This window comes from Scytonema sp. PRP1, assembly GCF_036697665.2.
Lineage (GTDB): Bacteria > Cyanobacteriota > Cyanobacteriia > Cyanobacteriales > Nostocaceae > Kalymmatonema > Kalymmatonema gypsitolerans.
In genome coordinates this window covers 219,572-240,486 of the sequence record NZ_JBAHYJ020000084.1, presented here as the reverse complement: position 1 = coordinate 240,486, position 20,915 = coordinate 219,572, and the positions used below count along the sequence as shown (strand labels likewise).

Here is a 20,915-nt window from a genome sequence, read left to right as displayed (position 1 = left end):
ATATTTAGCCACGGCGTTAGGAACTAGCGTCGTCAGACGCAGATGGTCAAACCTGTATCCACTAGAGCCGTCAGGACTCAAACAGGTAAGTTTACCAAGCGAAGCGTCAGAAGCACGACCCGCAAGTTGGGACTTTGGAAACCCCAACCTCAGCAAAGCGGGTTGGGACAGTTCATGAATCGATTAAAAATCAGCATAAAAAAGCCGCCCGTCTTTATCAGATGGGCGGTCAATTTTTAATTCATGATTAAGTCGGTGGACAAATTTAGCCGATATCGTCGCGTTCAATGTATAACAACATAAACGCAAATGTCACAGCTGGAACAACTAGACCAGTTACAGGAACAAGAATGGAAGGCACAAATGAAGCTGCGTACATCAGAATGGAAGGCATAAATGAAGCTGTGTACATAAGATTCCTATGAAACAAACTACAATTCAACAAGAGCTTACTGCAAATTTTCCCCTAAATTTTTAAATTCTAAAGATTTTTAACACAGAAGAAGAAGAATTCAGAACTTAGAACTCAGAACTTAGAACTCAGAATTCAGAACTCAGAATGCAATTAATGGGATCGATGACAACCCCTAAATTAAAGATCTAAAAGTTCATCTAACTGCAAACTCGGTAAGTCCGGAGGAATCACACTCCGTTGGATAGTGACTTTGTGGCTTTCCTGCTGAGTAACGGTATTCACAGCGATCGCTTCTAAGCGAATTTCCAAACACCCAAAAGGAACAATGATGTGAGTGGTTTCTTCCAATCCTCCAGAAGAGTTAGGTACTAAATTTGTCAACCAAAGCGGATCTTCCAGCAACCAGCGAGTTTGGCAATCCTCAACCCATAACTTGACAGCCACTTCTGGACACACTTGCGCTAACTGTACGCGTACCCTAACAGATTTTCCACACACTAGTTCGCCTGGTGGCAAATGCAATTGCGGAACTGGTAACGCTTCCGTGATTTCTTTTCCTAAAGGCAAATAAAATAATACATTTGATACTGATGCTTCTTCCTGTTTGGAAGCTTGGTTTTTGAAAGTATCAGCTTCCGCTTCATTGGATGTATGATCTACAACGATTTCCTGTACCAACCAAGCCGACGGTATCCCCTGATCAAAACGGGAGTGGGCGAGGGAGAAAGAATTTATCTGCTTGTCCTGTTGAATGTGTGTGGCAATTTGTTCTTCTACCTCCGTGTCCTGTGGATTCTTAACGTCGCCATTTCCCCGCGTGTGTGTGTCAAGCTCCTCATATATCTGCTCTTGGCTAGGGACAATATAGGTATAGTCCTCTTGGTTTTGCAAATTGATGGGTTCAGGCAAAGAGTATCCTTGAGTATGCATCCACTTTCTAATTAACGGGGATATGTAGGGACTGCTTGTCGTGATTAATTCAGAACTAGAGGGAGCCACTACTTTGACAAACGATGTGTCTTGGGATTGTGCATCCTCTGCGACTGATAACGCTGTATATTCATGATCAATCTCAGTCGTGTGCTCCTGCGAGTTAACTGGCGCAGGAAAGTCAAACATCTCTTGCGGATTGCGCTCCCGGACTTCTATTTCATCCTGCGATGCTTTTAGTCGTTTTAAGTAGGGAAAAGCCGTACCCTTGCTGATAACATAACTAACAGCAGTTACAGTGCTATTCGTGTCTGAATTCTCCGACTTTAAAGGAGGTTCTGAAACCGCAGGACTCATCGTCTGATTTTGGTGCTGAGCAAACCTGGGTAATTGAGGTGAAATCGCTGCTGATTTACGGAGTGATTGCCGGTTAAGTCTGGGTGGTAGGGATTTTTTTGGAGATGGATGCAACAGAAGCGTTCGCGCTTTGTTTGGAGTTTTTACCAGATTGAAAAGTTTTAAATCTAGAGGTATGGATAGTTTTTGGGTTTCACAAGTCGCCAGTGGTTCACTTTTGCTGAATACAGCACTGGTTGCTAGTAATTCTGTAACATCTGTAATTGTGAAAGACTCCTTCGCTAAAAGTACCGCCTGACTACCAATTGTGAGGACGCCATACAAACTGATTTCTCCCAAAATCAGCTTCGATTCACAATCAGCTGGAATCTCTATTGAACATCTGATAGGAAACGGTATTAACTTTTCTGGTAACGATTGCCGCACTCGCCTAATGATTTCAGAAGCTTGGGGTGAGTGCAATTCTATTCTTATTTCTCCTCCGTAAACTCTTTCATAATTTGATGTTTGGCTCAAATCCAGCGTCGCTTCTTTTTGCTCCACACGCCCGTTAATTGTGAGAGTTTCTCCCCAACGAGCAATGTAGATTTCTTCTTCAAGTTTCACAGCAAGCGGTGCAGCTGGCATATTTGCTGGAGAATCCTCAATCGTTTTGTCATCTTCGGGCAACAATTCACAAGCAGGTAAAGCCAATTCTATTAAGTTTTGTAAAATCTGTTCTGCTGTCTCACCTTTAAGCCAGACTGGACTGATAGGCTGCTCAATAATCGCTTCTTCTTGAGACAACTCAGCGCTTAAGACAGGTAATTCCTCGTTGTTTCCTCGTCCTACCTCCTTTGCAGCGACTTTAGGTAGGACTTGCAACTGGATACTGTGTTGCCAGGGTTTACCACGATCAGACATCAACTTACCAGAACAACGTAACTCCCAAATTCCTGGCTTAAGGTAGGTATAAGGAATGACAGCTATTAAGCCTTCAGAGTTTGTGCGGCGCGATCGCACCTGAATTCGCCGCTTTGGTGGAACCTCCAAGGTTGAGGTATGAGTGATTTGTACTTCCACATCTACGTTAGCAAGGTTAGAACAAGCGACAACTCTATACCGACCTTCTATAATTTCCACATTTGGCGATTCCAAGGGACGCCAAGACCGTTCGTGTTCGCCTAGCGTGTCCGGAGGACTCAGCGGGAGAAAAGCGCGATCGCCCTTGGCGGGGCTTTGCCCATCGCCCCTTGGGGGGTTCTGTTTGGGAGCATCGCCCTGTTTCTGTATCAGAAATTGCCACTGTTCCATTTTGAGTGATGCAAGAGACCGTGGAGCCGCTCTCGTGATGTTTGAATTATCTTGCTTGCCAGTTTAACTCAGCAAGAATGAAAATTTATCACCTGATTATGTTGTTTTGATTCAAACATTGGCAAAATTGGCATTACGTGTAGCAAGCTGCTGGCTGAGCTATGAGAATTGCGCACTTTTACCTACTTAACTTCTCGCTCTTTACCCAGGCGAGTAAAGCGAATTTCAATGCGTCGCCGTGTCGCATCTGGCTGACGCTGGTTGTTGGGAATTGGGGCAAATTCCCCATTCGGTAATATTAACTGCGCCGCCGAATAGGCGCGAAACTTAACTCCTGGCATTCTACCTTGTTGTTTCTGGATTTTAAGCAGTTCTTTAACTACCGCCAAGGAACGCATTAGTCCCAAGTCAGCGTTAGAGCCGGCATTCAGATTGCTTAGCGAACCCTCACGACTAACTGCTGCTTCTAAATTGTTGTCTAGATTGCTTGTTGCACTACCAATACTTTGCTCATCAGTGTGACCAATGATTTCAACGGTATTTATATTGAAGTCTTTTGTAGTTTTTTCAATGTCAGGTACTATTTTATTTGTGATGTAATTGAACATTGAGGGAGCAATTGCGGCGCTTCCAGGAGCAAATCTGTAATTTGCATCTTTAATTAGCAGAATTGGCGGCGTAGCTGTATTTTTATTATTAGAGATTTGCGATATTGCATACTTTGTGGTAGTTATTAACAGCAATAACAGAAGTATCATAAAGGCATTGGACATTAAATCCGTAAAAGCCTGCCAAATGTTTAGGTCTTCATTGTACTCAGTATGCCGCGATCGCCGAGCCATAAAATTTTAAATAACATTATTTTTTGCTAACATCAGATATTGTTTTTATAGAAATCGCATTTTATCTTACTTATTCTTGTAGTTATTATTAGTTTGTGCCTCTCTTAACTGGTAAATTACGTGTTTAATGTCACTAACTTGTTCAAGAAGCTGAGCCATGAAAAGTTGATAGTTTTTAATGTTATGTTCTGTTGTTTCTTCCATACCTCCAAGCAAGCGATCGCCCATTTTTTTGTATTCGTAAGTGACTTTCACATTGTTGTTTCTCATTAATTCCATTAAATCTAACCTAAACGTGTCAATTTTGATGCTTAACTCATTCGCATATCCTTCAAATTTGTCGATAACAGTCTCAACTTTTTGGTTGTTAGTACCAATTAAAGACTCAATCGCCGAATTTACCTGTTCTGTATAAGTTACTACAGTCTCCACCAACTCATTCAAACTATCGGCTTTATTCACAATTCTTTGCTCTAAATTATCAAGCTTGTTGATCGCCTTTGAAAAACTATTAGCTCCTTGTTTGAGTTGGGGAATAATATTCCCAAGAGAAGTTTGATTATTTTGATGTAACTCTAATACAGAGACTGAAGTTTGATTAACGCTCTTGATTTCTTCTCCCAAGTTAATTAACTCCTGACTGCAACGCTGAACTTCATTCACTGCTGTTGCAATAGATATTACTGTTTCAGCTAAACTTGCAGCAGACTGAGAAAATCTCTCCTGTGTTCTTGCCAAATCTCCCGTCGCCTCTGATAATCTTTGCGGAAACTGGCTATTATCAAATATTTCAGCAGCCTGTTTAAATATCTGCGCTTTTTCTTTCAGTTCTTCACTGGCATACTTAAATTCAGTAGCAGCAGCAGATATAGTGCCAGAAGATTGTGTAAAACTCTCGTAAACTTGCCTTGCTAGTTCATTGGCTCTCTTATTTTCTTCAGCAATTTCCTTGGCTACTTTTCCTAAAGATTTCTCAACCACATCCCGAACATTGTTACCAAAATTAGTTAAAAAATCATTTTGTAGAGAAGCCATTCTGTCAACAGCTTTATCAAGGCGAGTATGACCATCTATTGTTGGTTGATAAATATTATCCAGGTAATCTTCTAAGGAACTAAGAAGTCGAAACTTAGCTAAACTAGTATTCTTACTCCAGTTAAATACTGTTAACAAAGCACTAAATAATATTCCCATCAAACTAGTGGTAAAGGCAATGCTCATGCCTTGTAGTGGTTTTTCTAATTCAGCCACAAAACTGTTAACATTGCTAGCAGTCGTTTGATTTATGGTTTGGCTGAGTGCTGACAAGTTCATTGTGATACCAAGAAAAGTCCCCAGTAAACCAAATGCTAGGAGTAAGTTTGGCAAAATGCGGCAGAAGTAATCAATTTGTTCGCAGCCGATTTGTTTAGGAAAAATTATCAGATTAAATTTCAGATTTTTTTGACTATAAACTTGTTCTATTAAAGCTGCTGTATTAACATGGTCTAATCTACTACTAGCTTCTTTAAATCTGGTTTTTAAATTTTTGATTATCGGAGGTTCTGTTACACTGTCATTTCTATCAATGAGCATTTTCACTTTGTCAGCTTCCTCTACAAGATGTTGATATAAAACCAATCGTAAGAAAATAGCAGCTATAGATGGCAGAACTACAAGTACAAGAGTGAAAAAAATTAAGTAAGGTGGTACTGATGGCATGAAAATACTTTTGATTGTTTGAAAGTATATTTTTCGTTGACTGGCTCAGCCAAGAAACGAGAAAACAATAATAGACTTGTTGCATTCATTGGTTTTCTTGGTGTTCTTCTTTGCGCCTTTGCGCCTACTCTGCGAGAAGCCGCTAACTCCCAAGGGGACACGCTGCGCGAACGCGGCGCGAGACAAAATAATATTTATGCAATATTCTCTAATGTCATAAAGGGTATTTTTTGAAGATTTTTTGACGCTCGCGCTCATACTCTTCTTCAGTTAGAAAACCATCAGCTAAATCTTGTTGTAGTCGCTCTAATTCTAACCGTCGTTTTGCTCTGTTGTCATGAGAATCTACAGGAGAATCTACGACTATCTCGCCAGGAATAACTTTCTGATTTACTAGATTTGTGGGTGAAGGAAAATTTTGCTGTTGGCTGGTTTTAAATTGCTCATCCATCTTTCTCCAAAAGCGATTGATAATTCCCTCTTTAGCTGTGGGTTCTGTGCTTCCTGGAGGTACATATAATGCTGTTTTGTAGGGATAATTGGGATTGTCTTCTGGTAAGTTTTTAATTTGTTCGACAAATTGTCGCAGTTTGGGTAAATAGTCATTTTGCCAGAGTTCTGGGTTGCTGGCAATTTTTGCGATCGCCAGATCCAACAGTTTCTTCAAAGTTTCAGTCATTCCACGGTTGTTTGCAAGTTCCTCCAAAGCTTGACTCCACTCTGGGTTTAGAGAAGCAGTGTAATAATTGTCTTGCAATGGATCATAATATTGAAATTCCAATTCGTGATTTTCCTTGTTTTTCTCCAACAAAGCTAAGGCTAAACAAGGATAAAAAATATCTTCCAATTCTTCCATTTTTCTTGCATCAGGAGGGATGATGTCAGGAAAAGAAGCGCGATAGTCATTGTGGAGAAAAGATGTAGCGGAATTCTGGTCGCGAATGTAAGGGTTCCTCATCCTTTGTAAATTGGCTATCAGTCTTAGAGGAAACCCAGCGTACTCATTCACAATTAAAATTTCGTCGTCAGCTTGAGTCGGTTTAAATTTATCTGTAGTAATTCCCAAATCCTTTCCCAGCAAACTTTTAAATTGTTGTACTTCTAACTCATCGGTGTCCTTAAATCCTATTAATTTACTATGTTTAGCGGGGTCATCATGGAAGTAGGGGTCACTCAAATTAAGATGCAACAGGGGTTCAGCTTCCTGCATAATTTGTGCTAAGCGCGTTGAACGTGCTGAAATTGAGTAGTTTTGCATGAAGCGCTTAATCACGGAGTTGACAATATTGCTACCGCGAGAAGCAAATAAGCTGTCAACCTTGATATCAATATCTTTTTGCAACTGGTGTGGAGTCGTACGTTCCCTGTCGGTAAAAATTGCCAAAGATTGTCCCCGTCCAGTTGGTTCTGTAATTGCTGAAGTCACTAATACTAACTGACGCCGAACATCATTTTCTGCCCAAATAATTTGGTAACAGTGGTCAATATCTTCACTATCAAATATTGCCTCACCGCTCATTTCATCAAAATTCAGTTGTCTAAGATTCCGTTCCTGTTTCTCATAGACGCTTTGCAAAATCTCTACGTTTGCACTAAAAGCAGCGACTTGAGTTGCTCTTTCTTGAACGTGCTTTTGCAAATTAGTGACAATTTGTAGCGCTTCCTGAAAGACTACCAAATCAAAGTTATGCTTGAGTAGATCGCAGGCTTCCCGTACCACCCTTTTCGCTTCAGCTTGGACTTGGCTATTCTTAGTGTTGAGTAAGAAAAGACTAGGTTTATGCTCAATGCCCTCAATAATTTGTTCAGCATCCCGCCATTTTTTCTCTAAATCTTCCAAGCGTTGCATCCCGCCAAAATTGCTAATTTCCTCCTGGAAATTCCATTGATAGTTATTCAGTTCCTGTTGCAAAGCATCTAGCCAGTCACGGGTGCTTTTAATCGAAAAATTTGGCTCACTAGGAGTAAGTAACCGGAGCAAAAAATCGTCAATATTTGACTTGAGTTCTTTAATGATGCTGGGACAAATCTGTTGCAGTCTTGTCAGCCAAATTCCTCTGCTACTCTCAGTCTCACCTGGTTGGATTTTGCGGAATAGCTCTCGAAACTCCCTAGGCAACTGTTGACGAATTCCATTGCGGTCATCCCTGTTTTGGCAGTCGGAAATTAACCGTTCTAATTTATTTCTCCAAGTGGAGATTGTATTACTAAAATTCTTGTTAGATTCTTGGACAGACTCTGCAAGCTTGGTAGTTATACCGTCCTTTTTCGCCAAATCACTGTGCCAACGGTATTGAATGAGGAATTGCTCAAGTAAGCTGACGGGATCTGGACTTTGACCTTCGCCATTTAACCAGAATTTTACCAGTTCTAAACCGACGCGAGTTAAAGCGATTTGTACTATCGTATCGCGGGGGAAATAAATTGCCGCCAGTCCAAATGTTAAATAACGCTGAGCATTCTGACGTGGGTGCTTATCCGACTGAATCATGTGTTGCAAAAAATTATCCCTGTTACCTTTAACGACTGGTGCTAATTCACCCGAAAAGTCCAGAGCAATCTTATGAGCAATAACGTTACACAGCTTTCCTTGCGCCAGGATTTGATATTCGCCTCCAGTTTGACTGGAAACCAAATAAGCGTGGTCAAATGGCGGACGCCGTTCCTGAACATACACTAAATTTTGAATATCATAACAAGCTTCAAATTTTGTGCCGGAAGTGCTGTAATAATTTAATTCTTTGAGCGCGGCGTAAGTATTGGCGCTCATACTGGGAGTGTTACCATACAATTCTGGACTAATCACTAAATAGCCGACAATTTGAGCGCTTTCACTTCCATAAAGATGTCTGAGACTATAAGCAACGTCCAAAAACATTCCGCTTCCTGTACCGCCACAAAGAGAACCCACGACAAAAATATTCAGTCCTGGTTCGACTCTTAAACCAGCTTTTAGCAAGACAGAATCATGTCCTCTTGTGCGTTTTTCTGCTGTTTCTATTGCTGTTTTAATTTTTTGGTAATTGTGGAAAAAAGCGAGTCTTCCTACAGGTCTAATGCCTTTTGCGCCTTCTTCCACTGCTTTAATATTTCTTAGTAATTGTGGGGGAAACCAAATACCAATATGGTCATAAGGTCCGTGACGAGTGTATTCTGAACGCCGCTCTAATCCTTCGACAAACATGGTAACTTCAGCCGACGACATGGTAGCGCTAACTTTCTCTGCTTCTCGAAAGCTAAGGTCAATGCCATGATAGGTACTTCCCGTACGAATACCAGTTACCTGGGTTGCGGCTTTATCTGTGTCGATGTGAACAAAACTAACAATTGGTAGGTTACTTAAATCTTCATACCGGTCTACAATTAATCGCCGAATTCGCATCAAAACATCACGTCCAGTACCGCCTAATCCAATACAAATTGTGCGGTTAATTCCGCGATACTGAAGTTCATTTGCAGTGACGTTAGTCATGCTATGCTTCCTTAAATACTATTTTTTAACTTTAATGACTATCTCGTAATCGCGCTTTCCATCTGGACAATTTATTCTAAAGCGAGAACTAGATATGAAAGTGCGTGATGTAATTTCTCTACCACTGTAATAAATTGGTGCTAAATTCGTTGGCATTAAGTAAAGTTTCTCGCCTTTGCGCTCTAAATATGCTCTAACTTCTGCTCCGGGAGTATCAATAGAATCTACACAAGTAGCATCATATTCACCAATGGCAATGCATTTGTTGTTTGGCAATCGGCATTTTTGGTCTTCGGGGTTTGCCGTTGCCTCAAAATCAACTATCAATTCCCACTTCTTTTGTAGACGACAGAATTTGATGAGAGCAAAAACAAAACCCACGAAGATTAACAGCGAAATTAACCCTGGTAGCCACAACTGATTAATTAAATAACGAGTCACTAAACAAGTTTCTTGACCACCTGGTGCTGGTGTACAAAATTCCTGGACTGTAGGCGCAATATCAACTACAGTGAGTTTATATTCTTTATTATCTTTGGTTGTGATTGACTGCGATCGCTTCCTAATCGGCAAAGCTTTTATCCAAGCCTGTCGCCGTTGACTTTCTGAAGAGTTTGCTATCCGAAAAGGACTAACAGATGGAGTTTCAACCCACACTTGTGAGGTAATTCCTGGTTGAGTAAGTAAAGGTGCATCAGTAACCCAAACAATTGATTGTGGCTTGATTGATTGATTTTGCCGCAGGCGATTTTGATTTATTTGAGCGATGCTTTGATAAATACTTAACTCGGCTCTTTGAATATCTGCACCGTATCGATTTGGATCAGATACAAAAGGTATCTTTTCTAAAACTTTGTCAATATTTTCTTTACTTTTACTCGTAAACTGGATGGGTATTCCTAATGGATTTACACCAGGTATAACTTCCCCTAAAGCTACATCTCGGGCGAAAGGAACAACGTAAACTGAATCTCCCGGTTTCAGGCTATCTTCAACAATCTGACGTAAGCGAATACGGCCCTCATCATTCAGTCCAACACTTTCCGTCAAATCAATTGCCAAGACAACATCCCGTCCTCGATCCAAACGGGAGACTAACTCTAAACCTATTTTTTCTGAAGGGTTAAGATTCTGACCAGGTGTAACTGTTGTAGAAGTTTCAGCCAAGACAATTTCTTTATATATCCTCGTTATATGTTATTATATTAACTATAATATCCGTATTTAGTGTGATTTTTAAATTGCTGAAAAAAATATACGTATTGAATATATTAAGATATATTGAAGTCATTGACAGTTGAGTTATCTTGCGTTGATTCTCGTGAGTCTATACTAGTAGAGCGCATCTCCTCAACAAAAAAATCGAATTGTTGGGTAGAGAAACCTCAACCCAAAAATTCTTAAATATAGGCATATTTACTTAAATTTATTGAGAAAATTCCTCAAGCAACGTAGCGACTGCGATAATAAGTCAAGATTTGCTGCACCCGTTGCCGACTTTGAGCGCCAGAGTTTGGAGTGTACTCAATCCACAAGCCATTGATTTGGCTTTGATTGTAGTCAAACTCTTGCGAGGTTTGGGGAATTAAATTAACTTCTACTCCTTCTACTTGACGTAAATGAGCTGCTATCTCTCGATAGACTGCTAAAGGTAAACCAGCAAATTCAATTTTTTCTGTTGTCTCCATGTTTAAGTAGCTCCGCCTGGAACAGGGTTTTGGGGTGGTTATTATCGAACAGGATTCCCAGAAGCAGCAGTTGGTGGCGTTTGGGTAGCAATTCCTTCCCCTACCATTCTGGCAACTTCAATACCATATTGTTCCAGAATTACGCTCGGTTCGGAGCCTTCATTGATCTCAATACGTTTAATCAGCACTCCATTTGCTAGCCGCTGTCCTGCTTGCACATACCGACTTGTTGGCTCATTCGGTACTTTGATAATTGCTTGCGGTTCTTTGCCAATGAGAACCACACCAGAAACAAAAACTGTTCTGGCTAACTCTGGTTGTGGTGGTGGTAATACAGATGCTAAAGCAGGGTTGGGGATAACTTGGGGTAAGACTTTAGGCAGCGCAGGAGTAACAGCACGTTTGGAATTGACTTTAACAGATGCCATTACCCCTTGGGCGGGCACTTGTGCCATCGCCCTTGGCGGGGCTTTGCCCATCTCCGGCAGCATCGCCTTTTGGGGCGCGGTGTTCAGCGCACGCAGGCTACGCGAATGCGCGATAGTTGCTTGCGGCGCTGTTGCTTGCCCAATGGCTGTTTTGTTGATTCTGTGCTTTTTTTGGTTTAAAGGGTTTTTGGTTGTAGTAGCTATCACATTGCTTTGCCGTTTACTCTTAGCTGCTGGTAGTAACTTAGAAATGGGTTTTACCACTACAGGCGTATTCGTTACTCCAATCGAATAAGGTTCCACAATTTGTGCAAACGGGTCTTTCCGACCTTTTAAGACAACCCCTACCCGTTGTGTAGCATTCGTTGGTTGAATCAAGTTAGCAGCTGTTGTAATAACTGGTGGAGTGTGTTTGGCAGAGACGACTGGGTTATTAAACGGCTGATTTGCTGCTTTTTGAGTCCCTGCTGGCGTGTTAGTAGATGTAGGATGACTAGATTGATCACCTTGTGAGGAACACGAGGCGATCGCCAAAGCCAGGATAGTAGCTATTGCAATTTTTGAATTTCTGCCCATGAGCTGTTCTCAAAAGCCATATAAAAATTTGCTTGTCGAAGTGAATATGCCTAAAATTTACATACTAAGTACAGCTTTGCGTAAAATCGTAGCGTTTTTAAACGCAGAGGAGCGCGGAGTCAGCGCAGAGGGACGCAGAGCCTTATTACCAAGGTTGTTTTAAAGACTCTAGCTTTGAGTTAGATTGCGGATTGACTAAGTTTTGCTGTTAATCCTCTGCCATACACATTAGGTGTTTCAGCAAGTCTAGCCCTTTTTTGATCCTACGAGAAACCGTGACTACACTTATACCAAGGCGTTCTGCAACTTGTTTTTGCGTCAAATCATGCAAAAACACAAATTCCAAGACTTCGCGGGTGCGTTGTTCTAACTGCACCAATGCTTGTTGGAGGCGAATTCGGTCTTCTTGTGCCAGCTGAAAGCTGCGGTAGCGGTTGTCCGGAACGAGTTCTCCCAGTAAAGTTGGGTCTTCATCTCCATTCTGCACTGGGACATCGAGGCTTAAAGGGGCGCGGTTAGCCCATGCTAATTTAATTTCCTGCCATTCTCCTGGGGAAATTTCCAATGCTGCTGCTAACTCAGAATCAGTAGGTTGGCGATTGTATTTTTCCCGTAAACAACGCGTAACCAAAATTGCTTGCTGTTGTAGCGCTAACCAGCGTCGGGGAATTCGCACGGTGACTCCTTTATCTCGAAGATAGTGTTGAATTTCACCGCGAATATACGGAATCGCAAAAGAACTAAAAGCATGCCCCTTGGAAATATCAAATCTTTCTATAGCTAAAATCAAACCCAAACAACCTACCTGGAGCAAGTCCTCATAGCTTTCTTGGCATTGATTGGTCCAGTAGTGAGCTTCTTTTCTCACAAGTCCAAAATTCAGTTTCACCAGTTGGTTGCGAACATCAGCTGCGCGAAATTGCTGATATTCTCGCAACAACTGCCAAATCTCATGCTTCAGTTCATTGGTAAGTGTAGTTGTCATAGCACCGCATTTCTAGACCAAATAAGGTCGAATAAACAGATAAATACTCACTTTTAAACCAAACTGCGATTGTACTTATAAGTCAGATTTTTGCAGCGTACTCGTTGGATGGTGAACGCAGCACTTTTACAGGCAACAGACACCCAAACGCCCTCTGGACGCCTTTGTGCAAGGTAGCGGACTTGCGCCAGATGCCGCGATAGCGGAGATCACATCGCCCTATATAACTAAGAAGCTCCTATGGCAGATAAAAAATTTTGTACTGGAAATACCTACCACAACCGGATTGCCAATGCAGCGTAATTTAAATTTGAGGGGGTTTTTTGTTTTTTAGTTAAGTTTTTGGTGTGTTCTGTAGTTTTGAAAAACTATATAAAAATAAAATAAAAACTTTATTACTAAATTAAAAACCGCAATTCTACTGAATTAGAGTCGTTAATCCACCAGTGCAGTTAGTAGAGATAGACGGAAAATAGAAACTATCTAGCTGAATTAGGAATCGAACATCTCAGGGAAAATACTTAATTTTAAATATTTTGCCGATACCTGTGTTCTCATTAAGAATCTAAAATTAAAAAAGTCAAAATACTCAGACGAGCAAAAAAAAGGGCGAGACGCCGGTTGTTGCACTTACGTATATAGTCAGCAGTTTTATCACCTAAGCAGATACAGACAGAGGTAACTCCAAACCCTCCTTCCAGAAAATATCCTGTGAGAAGGCAAGAAGCTACCTCATAAAGGCAATAGAAGCTCTAAGTGCCAGTCAGTTGCAGTCTTTAGAAGAATCTACACACGAGCGGGTTCTACACGAGCATAGAACAGACCGCGAACTTTGACTTCCTCAGGCTCTTTAGCGCCTAAATCGGTATCAGAGGGCTGTTCGCTCTCGAAGGTGCCTGCAATTTCGCCAGTAGAGTTATCTACTTTCGCTACTTGCAGAGAGATTTTACCTTTGAGAACTTCAGCTTGCTTAACATTGGCACGTCTGAGTTCTTCATCATCAGATTGGGCGGGAAGAGCCACCGCGTTATCATACCCACTGGTAACACCGCGACCTTTGGGATCGAGGAAGGAAGCACCACGATAGGAGGGGACTCTGAAGCTACCTTCAAAGTCCGTTGAGGTGTTAATGCTGGTCAAGCCAGGTTGTGTTTGAGCCACCAAGCCTTTGACGGTAAACAGGAAAGGTACGCTTTCACCACCAGGCAGTTTGACTGTAATAGCTTGGAAGTCAAAGCCATCTTTCTCGACAAAAGTGAGGCTACTATCTGGATTGACTTTTAAATCGCCGATGATTTGATCCAAAGAGTAGGTGCGGCGAGTCAACAATTTGCCGGCAACGTATTCTGCTTGTTGCCGTTTATTAACGGGTTCTTCTTTGACAAAGAATTGGGTGGGTTCTATGCACAGTTCTTTTATGGTGTAGGACTGGCTACTATCAATGGGGATGGAACCACGACTTGTTTCTGCCAATACGGGACATTTGACAGCCAAGCCGGTGCCTCTAATCTGCTCGTAAGTCAGGAATTCTGTACTAGTCGATGATGGAGCTTCACTACAAGCAGTTAGTAACCCCAGGCACAAAGCCAAGAGTGTAACAATTAAAGCGCGAAACCTCATAGTTAACCTCAATGTCAAAAATTAATATTTAACTTTTGATACTCCCACGCCGTGCATGCGATGGAATTCACACCGCTTAGCGGTGCAGGCTGAATCAAGCAGCCTCTACCCACTTGGCACAAAGCCTTGTGCTTACTTAGAAACAATGGCGATGCCCAAGTCTATCATCAACGTGTCGCTTCCTTTAGCCTAAGGCTTTAAACCCCAAGCTACCCTGCCCACTGCACGCCATTGGGATGCATGGCGATTAGGTGGTAAAAGAACCAGCAGTTTTACATACAGCCCCTTGTTTTATGGGGAAATCAAAGCGATCATCAGCCAGATCATACGATTTTTTTTAACTCAAAATCAAAGCGTTCTGATATTCACCAACAAAGCCGGGATCGCATCTGGCTAACTCAGAGGCTAACTCATGCGTCACAGTTTTATTATGTAAGTCGTAAGAACTTCAACTGTTGCTCTATAGGTAGTTCTCTAAAAAGTTCGGCTAAATATTGTAAAATATATGACATTATTTTACGTTTGACATATGCATGCGCTCAACACCTAGAGTCTCTAACCTGTTCTTAACTGCTGGTTAACACTTGCTGGTGACATAGATGTTTAAAATGTATCAAGTTTTTCTACAGATACAGAGACTAAAATCATCACTCTGCCTTCTCTGGTGGCGTGGCTACTTTCAATGAGTGCATTCAGAATAGTCGGAATCAAGATTTTTCAATCAATTCCAAGCTCTATCATGCACCACTGTGGGATAGCCACGCCAGTAGGATAATTAATAGCGGGACGCTATGAGGGTAGTGAGTCTTTGTCTCCCCAGGCTACTCCCCAAAGTTAAACACAAAGCAAAAACCTATTTTTTGTTGAGATATGCAAATAAATTTGTCACAGCAACACCTCATAAATCAATTAAACTTTTCAACGTAAGGTTGACTGGTAACACGTCAAAGCAAAAAATATCCAGTAAATTTGATCAGACCTGATTCACAGGGATAGGGGGGTATGAGCAACGGCAAAAAGTTAGAGTCTGCGAAATTGTCTTGTGAACTGCAAGCGATCGCATCTGCGGTATATAATGCGGAACAAGATTGTCTAGGGGATGCTAAGGCTCTTTTAGCCTTACTGCGACAGTTAGAGCAGTTACACCGACAGATCCGAGATGGGGCTTTTCAACAGAGTTTGCCCGATAACCGTCAAGCCCTCTACTCACTGCTTCGCGATATTGAAGCTGAGGGAGGGTGGCCTTATATTGAACGTATGAGACTCCAAGCCTTTTTAACAAATTTGGAACAAGAGGCAGCTGTTGAAAACAACAGTGAAGTTTTGGAAAACGATAGCTCGTTGAGCTGGTAGTACCAATGCGTGGATTTTAGATTTGAAAATGGGAATTGTTAGTTGTTTTTTGTTACTTGTTCTTGACTACAAACGACTAACCAATCCCCAAGACCATGTCTAACACTTGCTAGTCATGCCATCACAAAGGGTACGATGCCTGTAAGGGCAGTGTGCTGTCTTCGCGAACGCGAGTTCATGCCCTTTGGGCATTGGCACAACTCCCCCAAGAGCCGACTTTCAAGGGTAGGTTTTTTGGCAGAGCGACAATAGTTGAGAAAATTCTCAAGTGTTTAACGTAGTTTGCTTGTTTCAGGATTTAAGCATCGGCTAAAATAGTCAAAAAATGACCAAATACAAAATACCTACCTTTGTAAGCCAAGAGGCGATGGGCTTTGCCCCGGCAAGGGCGATGGCGCTTTGCGCCCCCTGAGTCCCTCGCGGCACGGCTGAGTCCCTCGGACACGCTGCTTTGTTAGCGGAGCCTGCGCTTTGCGCTTACGCACAGGGCAAGGGCGAACGCCGTTAGCGCAAGCTCCTCCGGAGGACGCACGGACACGCTAGGCAAACGCGATCGCGCTGGTTCAAGTTGCGGTTGTACTTAAACAGATATTGATGATTTTACGTTGTAGATGCAGATTTACTGCATTGCATATCTATCCATACACAATTCTTACTTAGGTCGCAAGTATAATCCTTTGTTTTCTAGCTGTTCATATGCTTAGACAGTTCTTTGTTATAGCAACTTGCTAAGCAATTTTATTATGGTAATATTATTATCTCAATTTTTTTTCAAATAAATGCTTTCGTTAATTTTTGCAATTATCAGCAACAAATTTTATCCGTGTTATTGGTCATCTAAGTTACCAATTTCCACAATTTAGGAGCTAGATTTTTTGTTGATTTCCTCAAGGACGCAAAATATTGGTTGATAAAACCAACTAAGATGGCAATTTTACCTTGACAGCTTCTATGTACAAAATTTATGAGCAGCACTGAGAACTTAAAATTCAGAATGACTCAATACCCTATGGCACAGGTTTGCTGGAAAATTGCTTCGTCTATTAATTCCTGTTGTGTGTTTTATAGCAGGGGACGCTTGGACGCTTGGACGCTTGGACTGGGTGAAAAGTCTTTTTGTGTCTAGGTTTTATCATCTGTTGATGTCCTAACCACCTTGGCTGTTGCTATAAGTGCTGATTTCTTTGTCAGTCAGATTCGGAAAAATTTGATACCATTGTTCAAGTTATTTGTCAATATAATATTTTTCATTTTTTTCAGTAATAAATGGTTGCCATAACAAAGTCAAAAGCCCAGATTCAATTAAGAAGCTTGGCTACAAACTCTAATCAGCCTCTAATAAACTCGCCGGCACAAACAAAGGTAACTTTTAGGGGTTGGGGATAGGGAGGGAATAGAAAGAAACCATTCCCGATTTACCATTCGTGACTCCAATAAGTGATGTTTAAGAACGCCCAGATATTTAGTTAAGAATTATTATCCGTACAATTCAGTGAGATGGCTTATATAGCTGCTGTAAAGTTTTAGTAAAAGTGAAAAAAGTCTTTTGAAGAGCAGGTCTGCAAAGCTCAAGAGCGTTGACTAAAATTACATAATGGTACGAGCGCAACAACGACTTGGACTGAAAGTGTGGAAGGGTTTGAATGGCTGGCATTGTATCGGTTTCCCGCTCAGATTTAGAAGGTCGGCGTAAAAAATTACGTCAAAAGCGGCAGATGAAAATTATTCAGACTATTTGGCAAACTTTTGCCGTGAGTTCATTGGCGGGAGGTTTGCTGTGGATGGTTACCCAACCGATTTGGGTACTAAGAACTCCCAAAGACATTGATATTTCAGGTAATCACTTACTTTCTCGGGAGGCAATTGAGTCACTGCTCGTGGTTTCTTATCCTCAGTCTTTATGGCGGATAGAACCTTATGGAATCGCTGAATCTCTCAAACAACAACCGACAATAGCACAAGCGACCGTCAGTCGTCGCTTGTTTCCACCTGGGTTAATAGTCCAGATTCATGAACGAGTCCCTGTAGCGATCGCCTACAGCGGGTACTCCCGTGCGATCGCTCAAAGTCGCGGGGAGCAACGAAACACTGACAGTGATCATAAAAAAGTATCTGTGGGGTTACTAGATGCAAGCGGGGTTTGGATACCCGTAGAAAAATACACATCACTCAATCCCAACTTGAAATTGCCCAGTCTCAAGGTTTTTGGCTTGCCAGAGCAGTACCGCCCTTATTGGGATCAACTTTATCACGCTCTAATTCAGAGTTCTGTGAACGTCATGGAAATTGATTTCCAAGATCCCACAAATTTAATTTTGAAAACAGAACTAGGCAACATACATCTTGGGGCTCCAAGTTCCTTGTTGCCTGAACAAATTAAGGTCATGGCACAAATGCGCCATTTGCCCGCACAACTCAATCCTAATCAGGTAGAGTACATTGATCTAAAAAATCCAGAGTTTCCTTTAGTACAAATGAACCAAAAGAACAAGAGCTTAACTCCTCAACTCCCTAAAAAGTAATGGTGTGTTTGATGTCTAAAACACACCTAATTAATAAAGAAGTTCTATGCTGATAAATATACTATTTTCTGATATTGCAGTAACCCAAGTAAAAATCCGCGTTAACTTCTAATTACAATGGGAAGAATAATCATAAAAACTTCTCATTGGAAGTTAAAGCTAAGCTTGTTGTTACACTAACATCTCATGATGGGGTGCAAGATGTTAGACAACCTGATGATGGCGTCTGGGCTGGAAAACGCCTATTGCGTAGCTGGTATTCGACAGAGCGCATTACCTTACCAAGTTGAGTTCATGAGCTTTTTATTCCCTGCTGACTCACAAGGAGAAAGCAGTGTTGTATGCAAGGAAAACCCCTGTTTACAACGGCTTTTCGTAAGGATGAACGGTTGGTGCTGCAATCAACTGCATATTGTAGGCATATATATCAGACATCCTCAAGGCGAATCGCCGTAGGTAAAACCTGCAACAACGAAAGTGAAGGTACTGCAATAAACGCAATCTAGTGGTGGTTTTTGTAGATTCCTGTAAAAGCCCATAGACACTGGTACTAGCCCGAAGGGGAATTCCAAAGCAAAGGTCGAATCTGTTGATTGCAAAGTGTCCCTCGTATTGAGGCGAATAACAGCAAAACAACTACGGTGTTCTATTACCTAAGCTCGCAATTTCTCGGTGATCTCAAGTGTAGGGATAGGTAAGTAAAAGATAAGTAAAAGATAAATCTTGTGTTTTGTATCTTAAATGGTAAATCCTATTGATGAAATCTTGATAACAAACGAGACGCGCCGAGGCGGGTCTTTACAAGTTATACAGTTATTTGAGAATTTTGTGTACAGAATTTCTGGCTTGCGGCAACTGTGTATACTAAATTACTTACAATTATTCCGAGGCAGCCGTATTAAAAAAGGAAAAAATTGGTTGTATCAGTGGTTTAAGTATTTATTCAGAATAGAAAGGTATCAAAGTATATTTATATGCAGGGTGGGTAGGGAAAAAAAAACCAGTAGCCCCACTCGTAAAATCAATGTCCGATGGAAATCAATAGCAGAAACACGGAGATATTATTGGGAATACCAAAGGTGTACTGAACCAAATCAGCAAAATACCAGTGAAGATATTAATGTCTGGTGGAAGTTACACAGGTCAATTTTAGGTGAATATAGGTATACTTCACTAGAATTAGCTGTGCGACTGGGTGCCGTTAGGGCTTACCCCATAGCAGACTTTCGCACCTCCAATCCTCTGAGGACTGGAAGTAGAAAGAACAATAAACAAAAATGCCATAGATGATGGCAGCGTCAAACTATAGTTGACTCCTAGGTGAATAACACCTTAAAAAGTCGTTTATCTACATGCTCGCAACTCTGATGACACTTGATAATAACCAAGGGCTTACCTATAAAAACTCCCAGTCTCCCGGACAGCAGGGGTTCTCGCTGGCAATTAACTCCACCAATCCCTTTAATAATACTGGGGTAAACTACGGATCAAATCATGACAGTAAGAAGATTTCCAGTGAAGAAAGTCGAATTGGTGACATTGTTCCTGGTCGGGTCGCCAATATCAAAGTGATTGGCGTAGGTGGTGGCGGTAGCAATGCTGTTAACCGCATGATTGCTTCTGATGTGATTGGGGTGGAATTTTGGTCAATCAACACCGACGCCCAAGCTTTGACTCTGGCAGATGCTCCTAGGAGACTACAAATTGGACAGAAGCTGACACGGGGTTTAGGAGCAGGTGGCAATCCTGCTATTGGTCAAAAGGCAGCTGAGGAATCACGAGATGAGATCGCTACTGCTTTAGAGGGTGCCGACTTAGTGTTTATCACCGCTGGTATGGGAGGAGGTACTGGTACGGGTGCCGCTCCGATTGTTGCTGAAGTCGCAAAAGAAATGGGCGCTCTCACTGTTGGCGTGGTCACGCGTCCATTTATCTTCGAGGGGCGTCGCCGCACCTCTCAAGCAGAGCAAGGCATTGAAGGTCTAAAAAGTCGGGTGGATACGCTGATCATCATCCCCAACAACAAGCTGTTGGAAGTGATCCCAGAGCAGACACCCATGCAAGAAGCTTTTCGCTATGCAGATGATGTGCTGCGTCAAGGGGTACAAGGTATTTCCGATATCATCACAATCCCTGGTTTGATCAACGTTGACTTTGCTGATGTGCGAGCTGTGATGGCAGATGCAGGATCAGCATTGATGGGGATCGGTATTGGCTCAGGAAAATCAAGAGCGAGAGAAGCGGCGATCGCTGCCATTTCTTCGCCGTTACTGGAGTCTTCGATTGAAGGAGCCAGAGGCGTTGTCTTTAACATTACTGGTGGTAGTGACCTTACCCTGCATGAAGTCAATGCTGCAGCAGAAACAATCTATGAAGTTGTTGATCCCAACGCCAATATTATTTTTGGAGCGGTGATTGATGATAGGCTTCAAGGTGAAGTCAGGCTGACGGTAATTGCCACAGGATTTACAGGTGAAGCACAAGCCGCACCACAGCAAAACGTCAATCAACCACGGGTTGTCCCCCAACAATCAACAAAACGACCATTACCACAGACACCACCAGTTAATCCGCCAACGCCTATTGTGGAACCTAAAGAAAAACCAGGATTGGATATACCGGATTTTCTCCGCAACCGACGCACACCCCGTAATTAAGAAAAATGATGAATTATGAATGCAATCGCCTTTGAAAAATTTTATAGGATTTATCATCCATAAGTCATAATTGGAG

Annotated in this window: 14 protein-coding genes; 4 read left to right on the top strand and 10 right to left on the bottom strand. The window is 41.8% G+C overall.

Going from position 1 to position 20,915, the window contains the following annotated elements; genetic code table 11:
- Nucleotides 1–265 precede the first annotated feature (265 nt).
- The 10 genes from psaI to V5G28_RS20315 all read right to left on the bottom strand — a co-directional run bounded on the left by psaI (nucleotide 266) and on the right by V5G28_RS20315 (nucleotide 14,307).
- Nucleotides 266–379 (bottom strand): photosystem I reaction center subunit VIII, encoded by a 114-nt coding sequence (gene psaI / locus V5G28_RS20360; protein ID WP_073636475.1) that lies wholly within the window; start codon nucleotides 377–379, stop codon nucleotides 266–268.
- A gap of 213 nt (nucleotides 380–592) precedes the next feature.
- On the bottom strand, nucleotides 593–2,995 hold the full coding sequence (locus V5G28_RS20355) for a hypothetical protein (RefSeq protein WP_332987986.1): 2,403 nt from the start codon (nucleotides 2,993–2,995) through the stop codon (nucleotides 593–595).
- Nucleotides 2,996–3,177: 182 nt separating this feature from the next.
- Entirely contained in the window at nucleotides 3,178–3,837 is a 660-nt protein-coding gene (locus tag V5G28_RS20350; RefSeq protein WP_332987985.1) for a flagellar motor protein, read from the bottom strand.
- 66 nt (nucleotides 3,838–3,903) lie between these two features.
- Entirely contained in the window at nucleotides 3,904–5,538 is a 1,635-nt protein-coding gene (locus V5G28_RS20345) for a hypothetical protein (protein ID WP_332987984.1), read from the bottom strand.
- A 214-nt stretch (nucleotides 5,539–5,752) separates the two neighbouring features.
- Nucleotides 5,753–9,010, bottom strand: a complete 3,258-nt coding sequence (locus V5G28_RS20340) for a tubulin-like doman-containing protein (protein WP_332987983.1) — start codon at nucleotides 9,008–9,010, stop codon at nucleotides 5,753–5,755.
- An 18-nt stretch (nucleotides 9,011–9,028) separates the two neighbouring features.
- A complete protein-coding gene (locus V5G28_RS20335) occupies nucleotides 9,029–10,177 on the bottom strand; it encodes a VWA domain-containing protein (RefSeq protein ID WP_332987982.1) in 1,149 nt (382 codons plus the stop codon).
- 275 nt (nucleotides 10,178–10,452) lie between these two features.
- Nucleotides 10,453–10,698, bottom strand: a complete 246-nt coding sequence (locus V5G28_RS20330; protein ID WP_096567273.1) for a hypothetical protein — start codon at nucleotides 10,696–10,698, stop codon at nucleotides 10,453–10,455.
- A 41-nt stretch (nucleotides 10,699–10,739) separates the two neighbouring features.
- Nucleotides 10,740–11,702, bottom strand: a complete 963-nt coding sequence (locus tag V5G28_RS20325; protein ID WP_336231270.1) for a hypothetical protein — start codon at nucleotides 11,700–11,702, stop codon at nucleotides 10,740–10,742.
- Nucleotides 11,703–11,910: 208 nt separating this feature from the next.
- The gene (locus tag V5G28_RS20320; RefSeq protein ID WP_332987980.1) at nucleotides 11,911–12,687 is read right to left on the bottom strand and encodes an RNA polymerase sigma factor SigF; all 777 of its coding nucleotides are present in this window, start codon (nucleotides 12,685–12,687) and stop codon (nucleotides 11,911–11,913) included.
- 786 nt (nucleotides 12,688–13,473) lie between these two features.
- A complete protein-coding gene (locus V5G28_RS20315; RefSeq protein WP_332987979.1) occupies nucleotides 13,474–14,307 on the bottom strand; it encodes a photosystem II manganese-stabilizing polypeptide in 834 nt (277 codons plus the stop codon).
- 1,002 nt (nucleotides 14,308–15,309) lie between these two features.
- Between V5G28_RS20315 and V5G28_RS20310 the strand changes: the two genes are divergently transcribed.
- The 4 genes from V5G28_RS20310 to ftsZ all read left to right on the top strand — a co-directional run bounded on the left by V5G28_RS20310 (nucleotide 15,310) and on the right by ftsZ (nucleotide 20,839).
- Entirely contained in the window at nucleotides 15,310–15,660 is a 351-nt protein-coding gene (locus tag V5G28_RS20310; protein ID WP_332987978.1) for a hypothetical protein, read from the top strand.
- 1,643 nt (nucleotides 15,661–17,303) lie between these two features.
- Nucleotides 17,304–18,182, top strand: coding sequence for a cell division protein FtsQ/DivIB (locus V5G28_RS20305; RefSeq protein WP_332987977.1), 879 nt, complete (start codon nucleotides 17,304–17,306; stop codon nucleotides 18,180–18,182).
- Between the two features lie 201 nt (nucleotides 18,183–18,383).
- Entirely contained in the window at nucleotides 18,384–18,638 is a 255-nt protein-coding gene (locus V5G28_RS20300) for a hypothetical protein (protein ID WP_332987976.1), read from the top strand.
- Nucleotides 18,639–19,549: 911 nt separating this feature from the next.
- The gene (ftsZ, locus tag V5G28_RS20295) at nucleotides 19,550–20,839 is read left to right on the top strand and encodes a cell division protein FtsZ (protein ID WP_096571344.1); all 1,290 of its coding nucleotides are present in this window, start codon (nucleotides 19,550–19,552) and stop codon (nucleotides 20,837–20,839) included.
- Nucleotides 20,840–20,915: the final 76 nt, after the last annotated feature.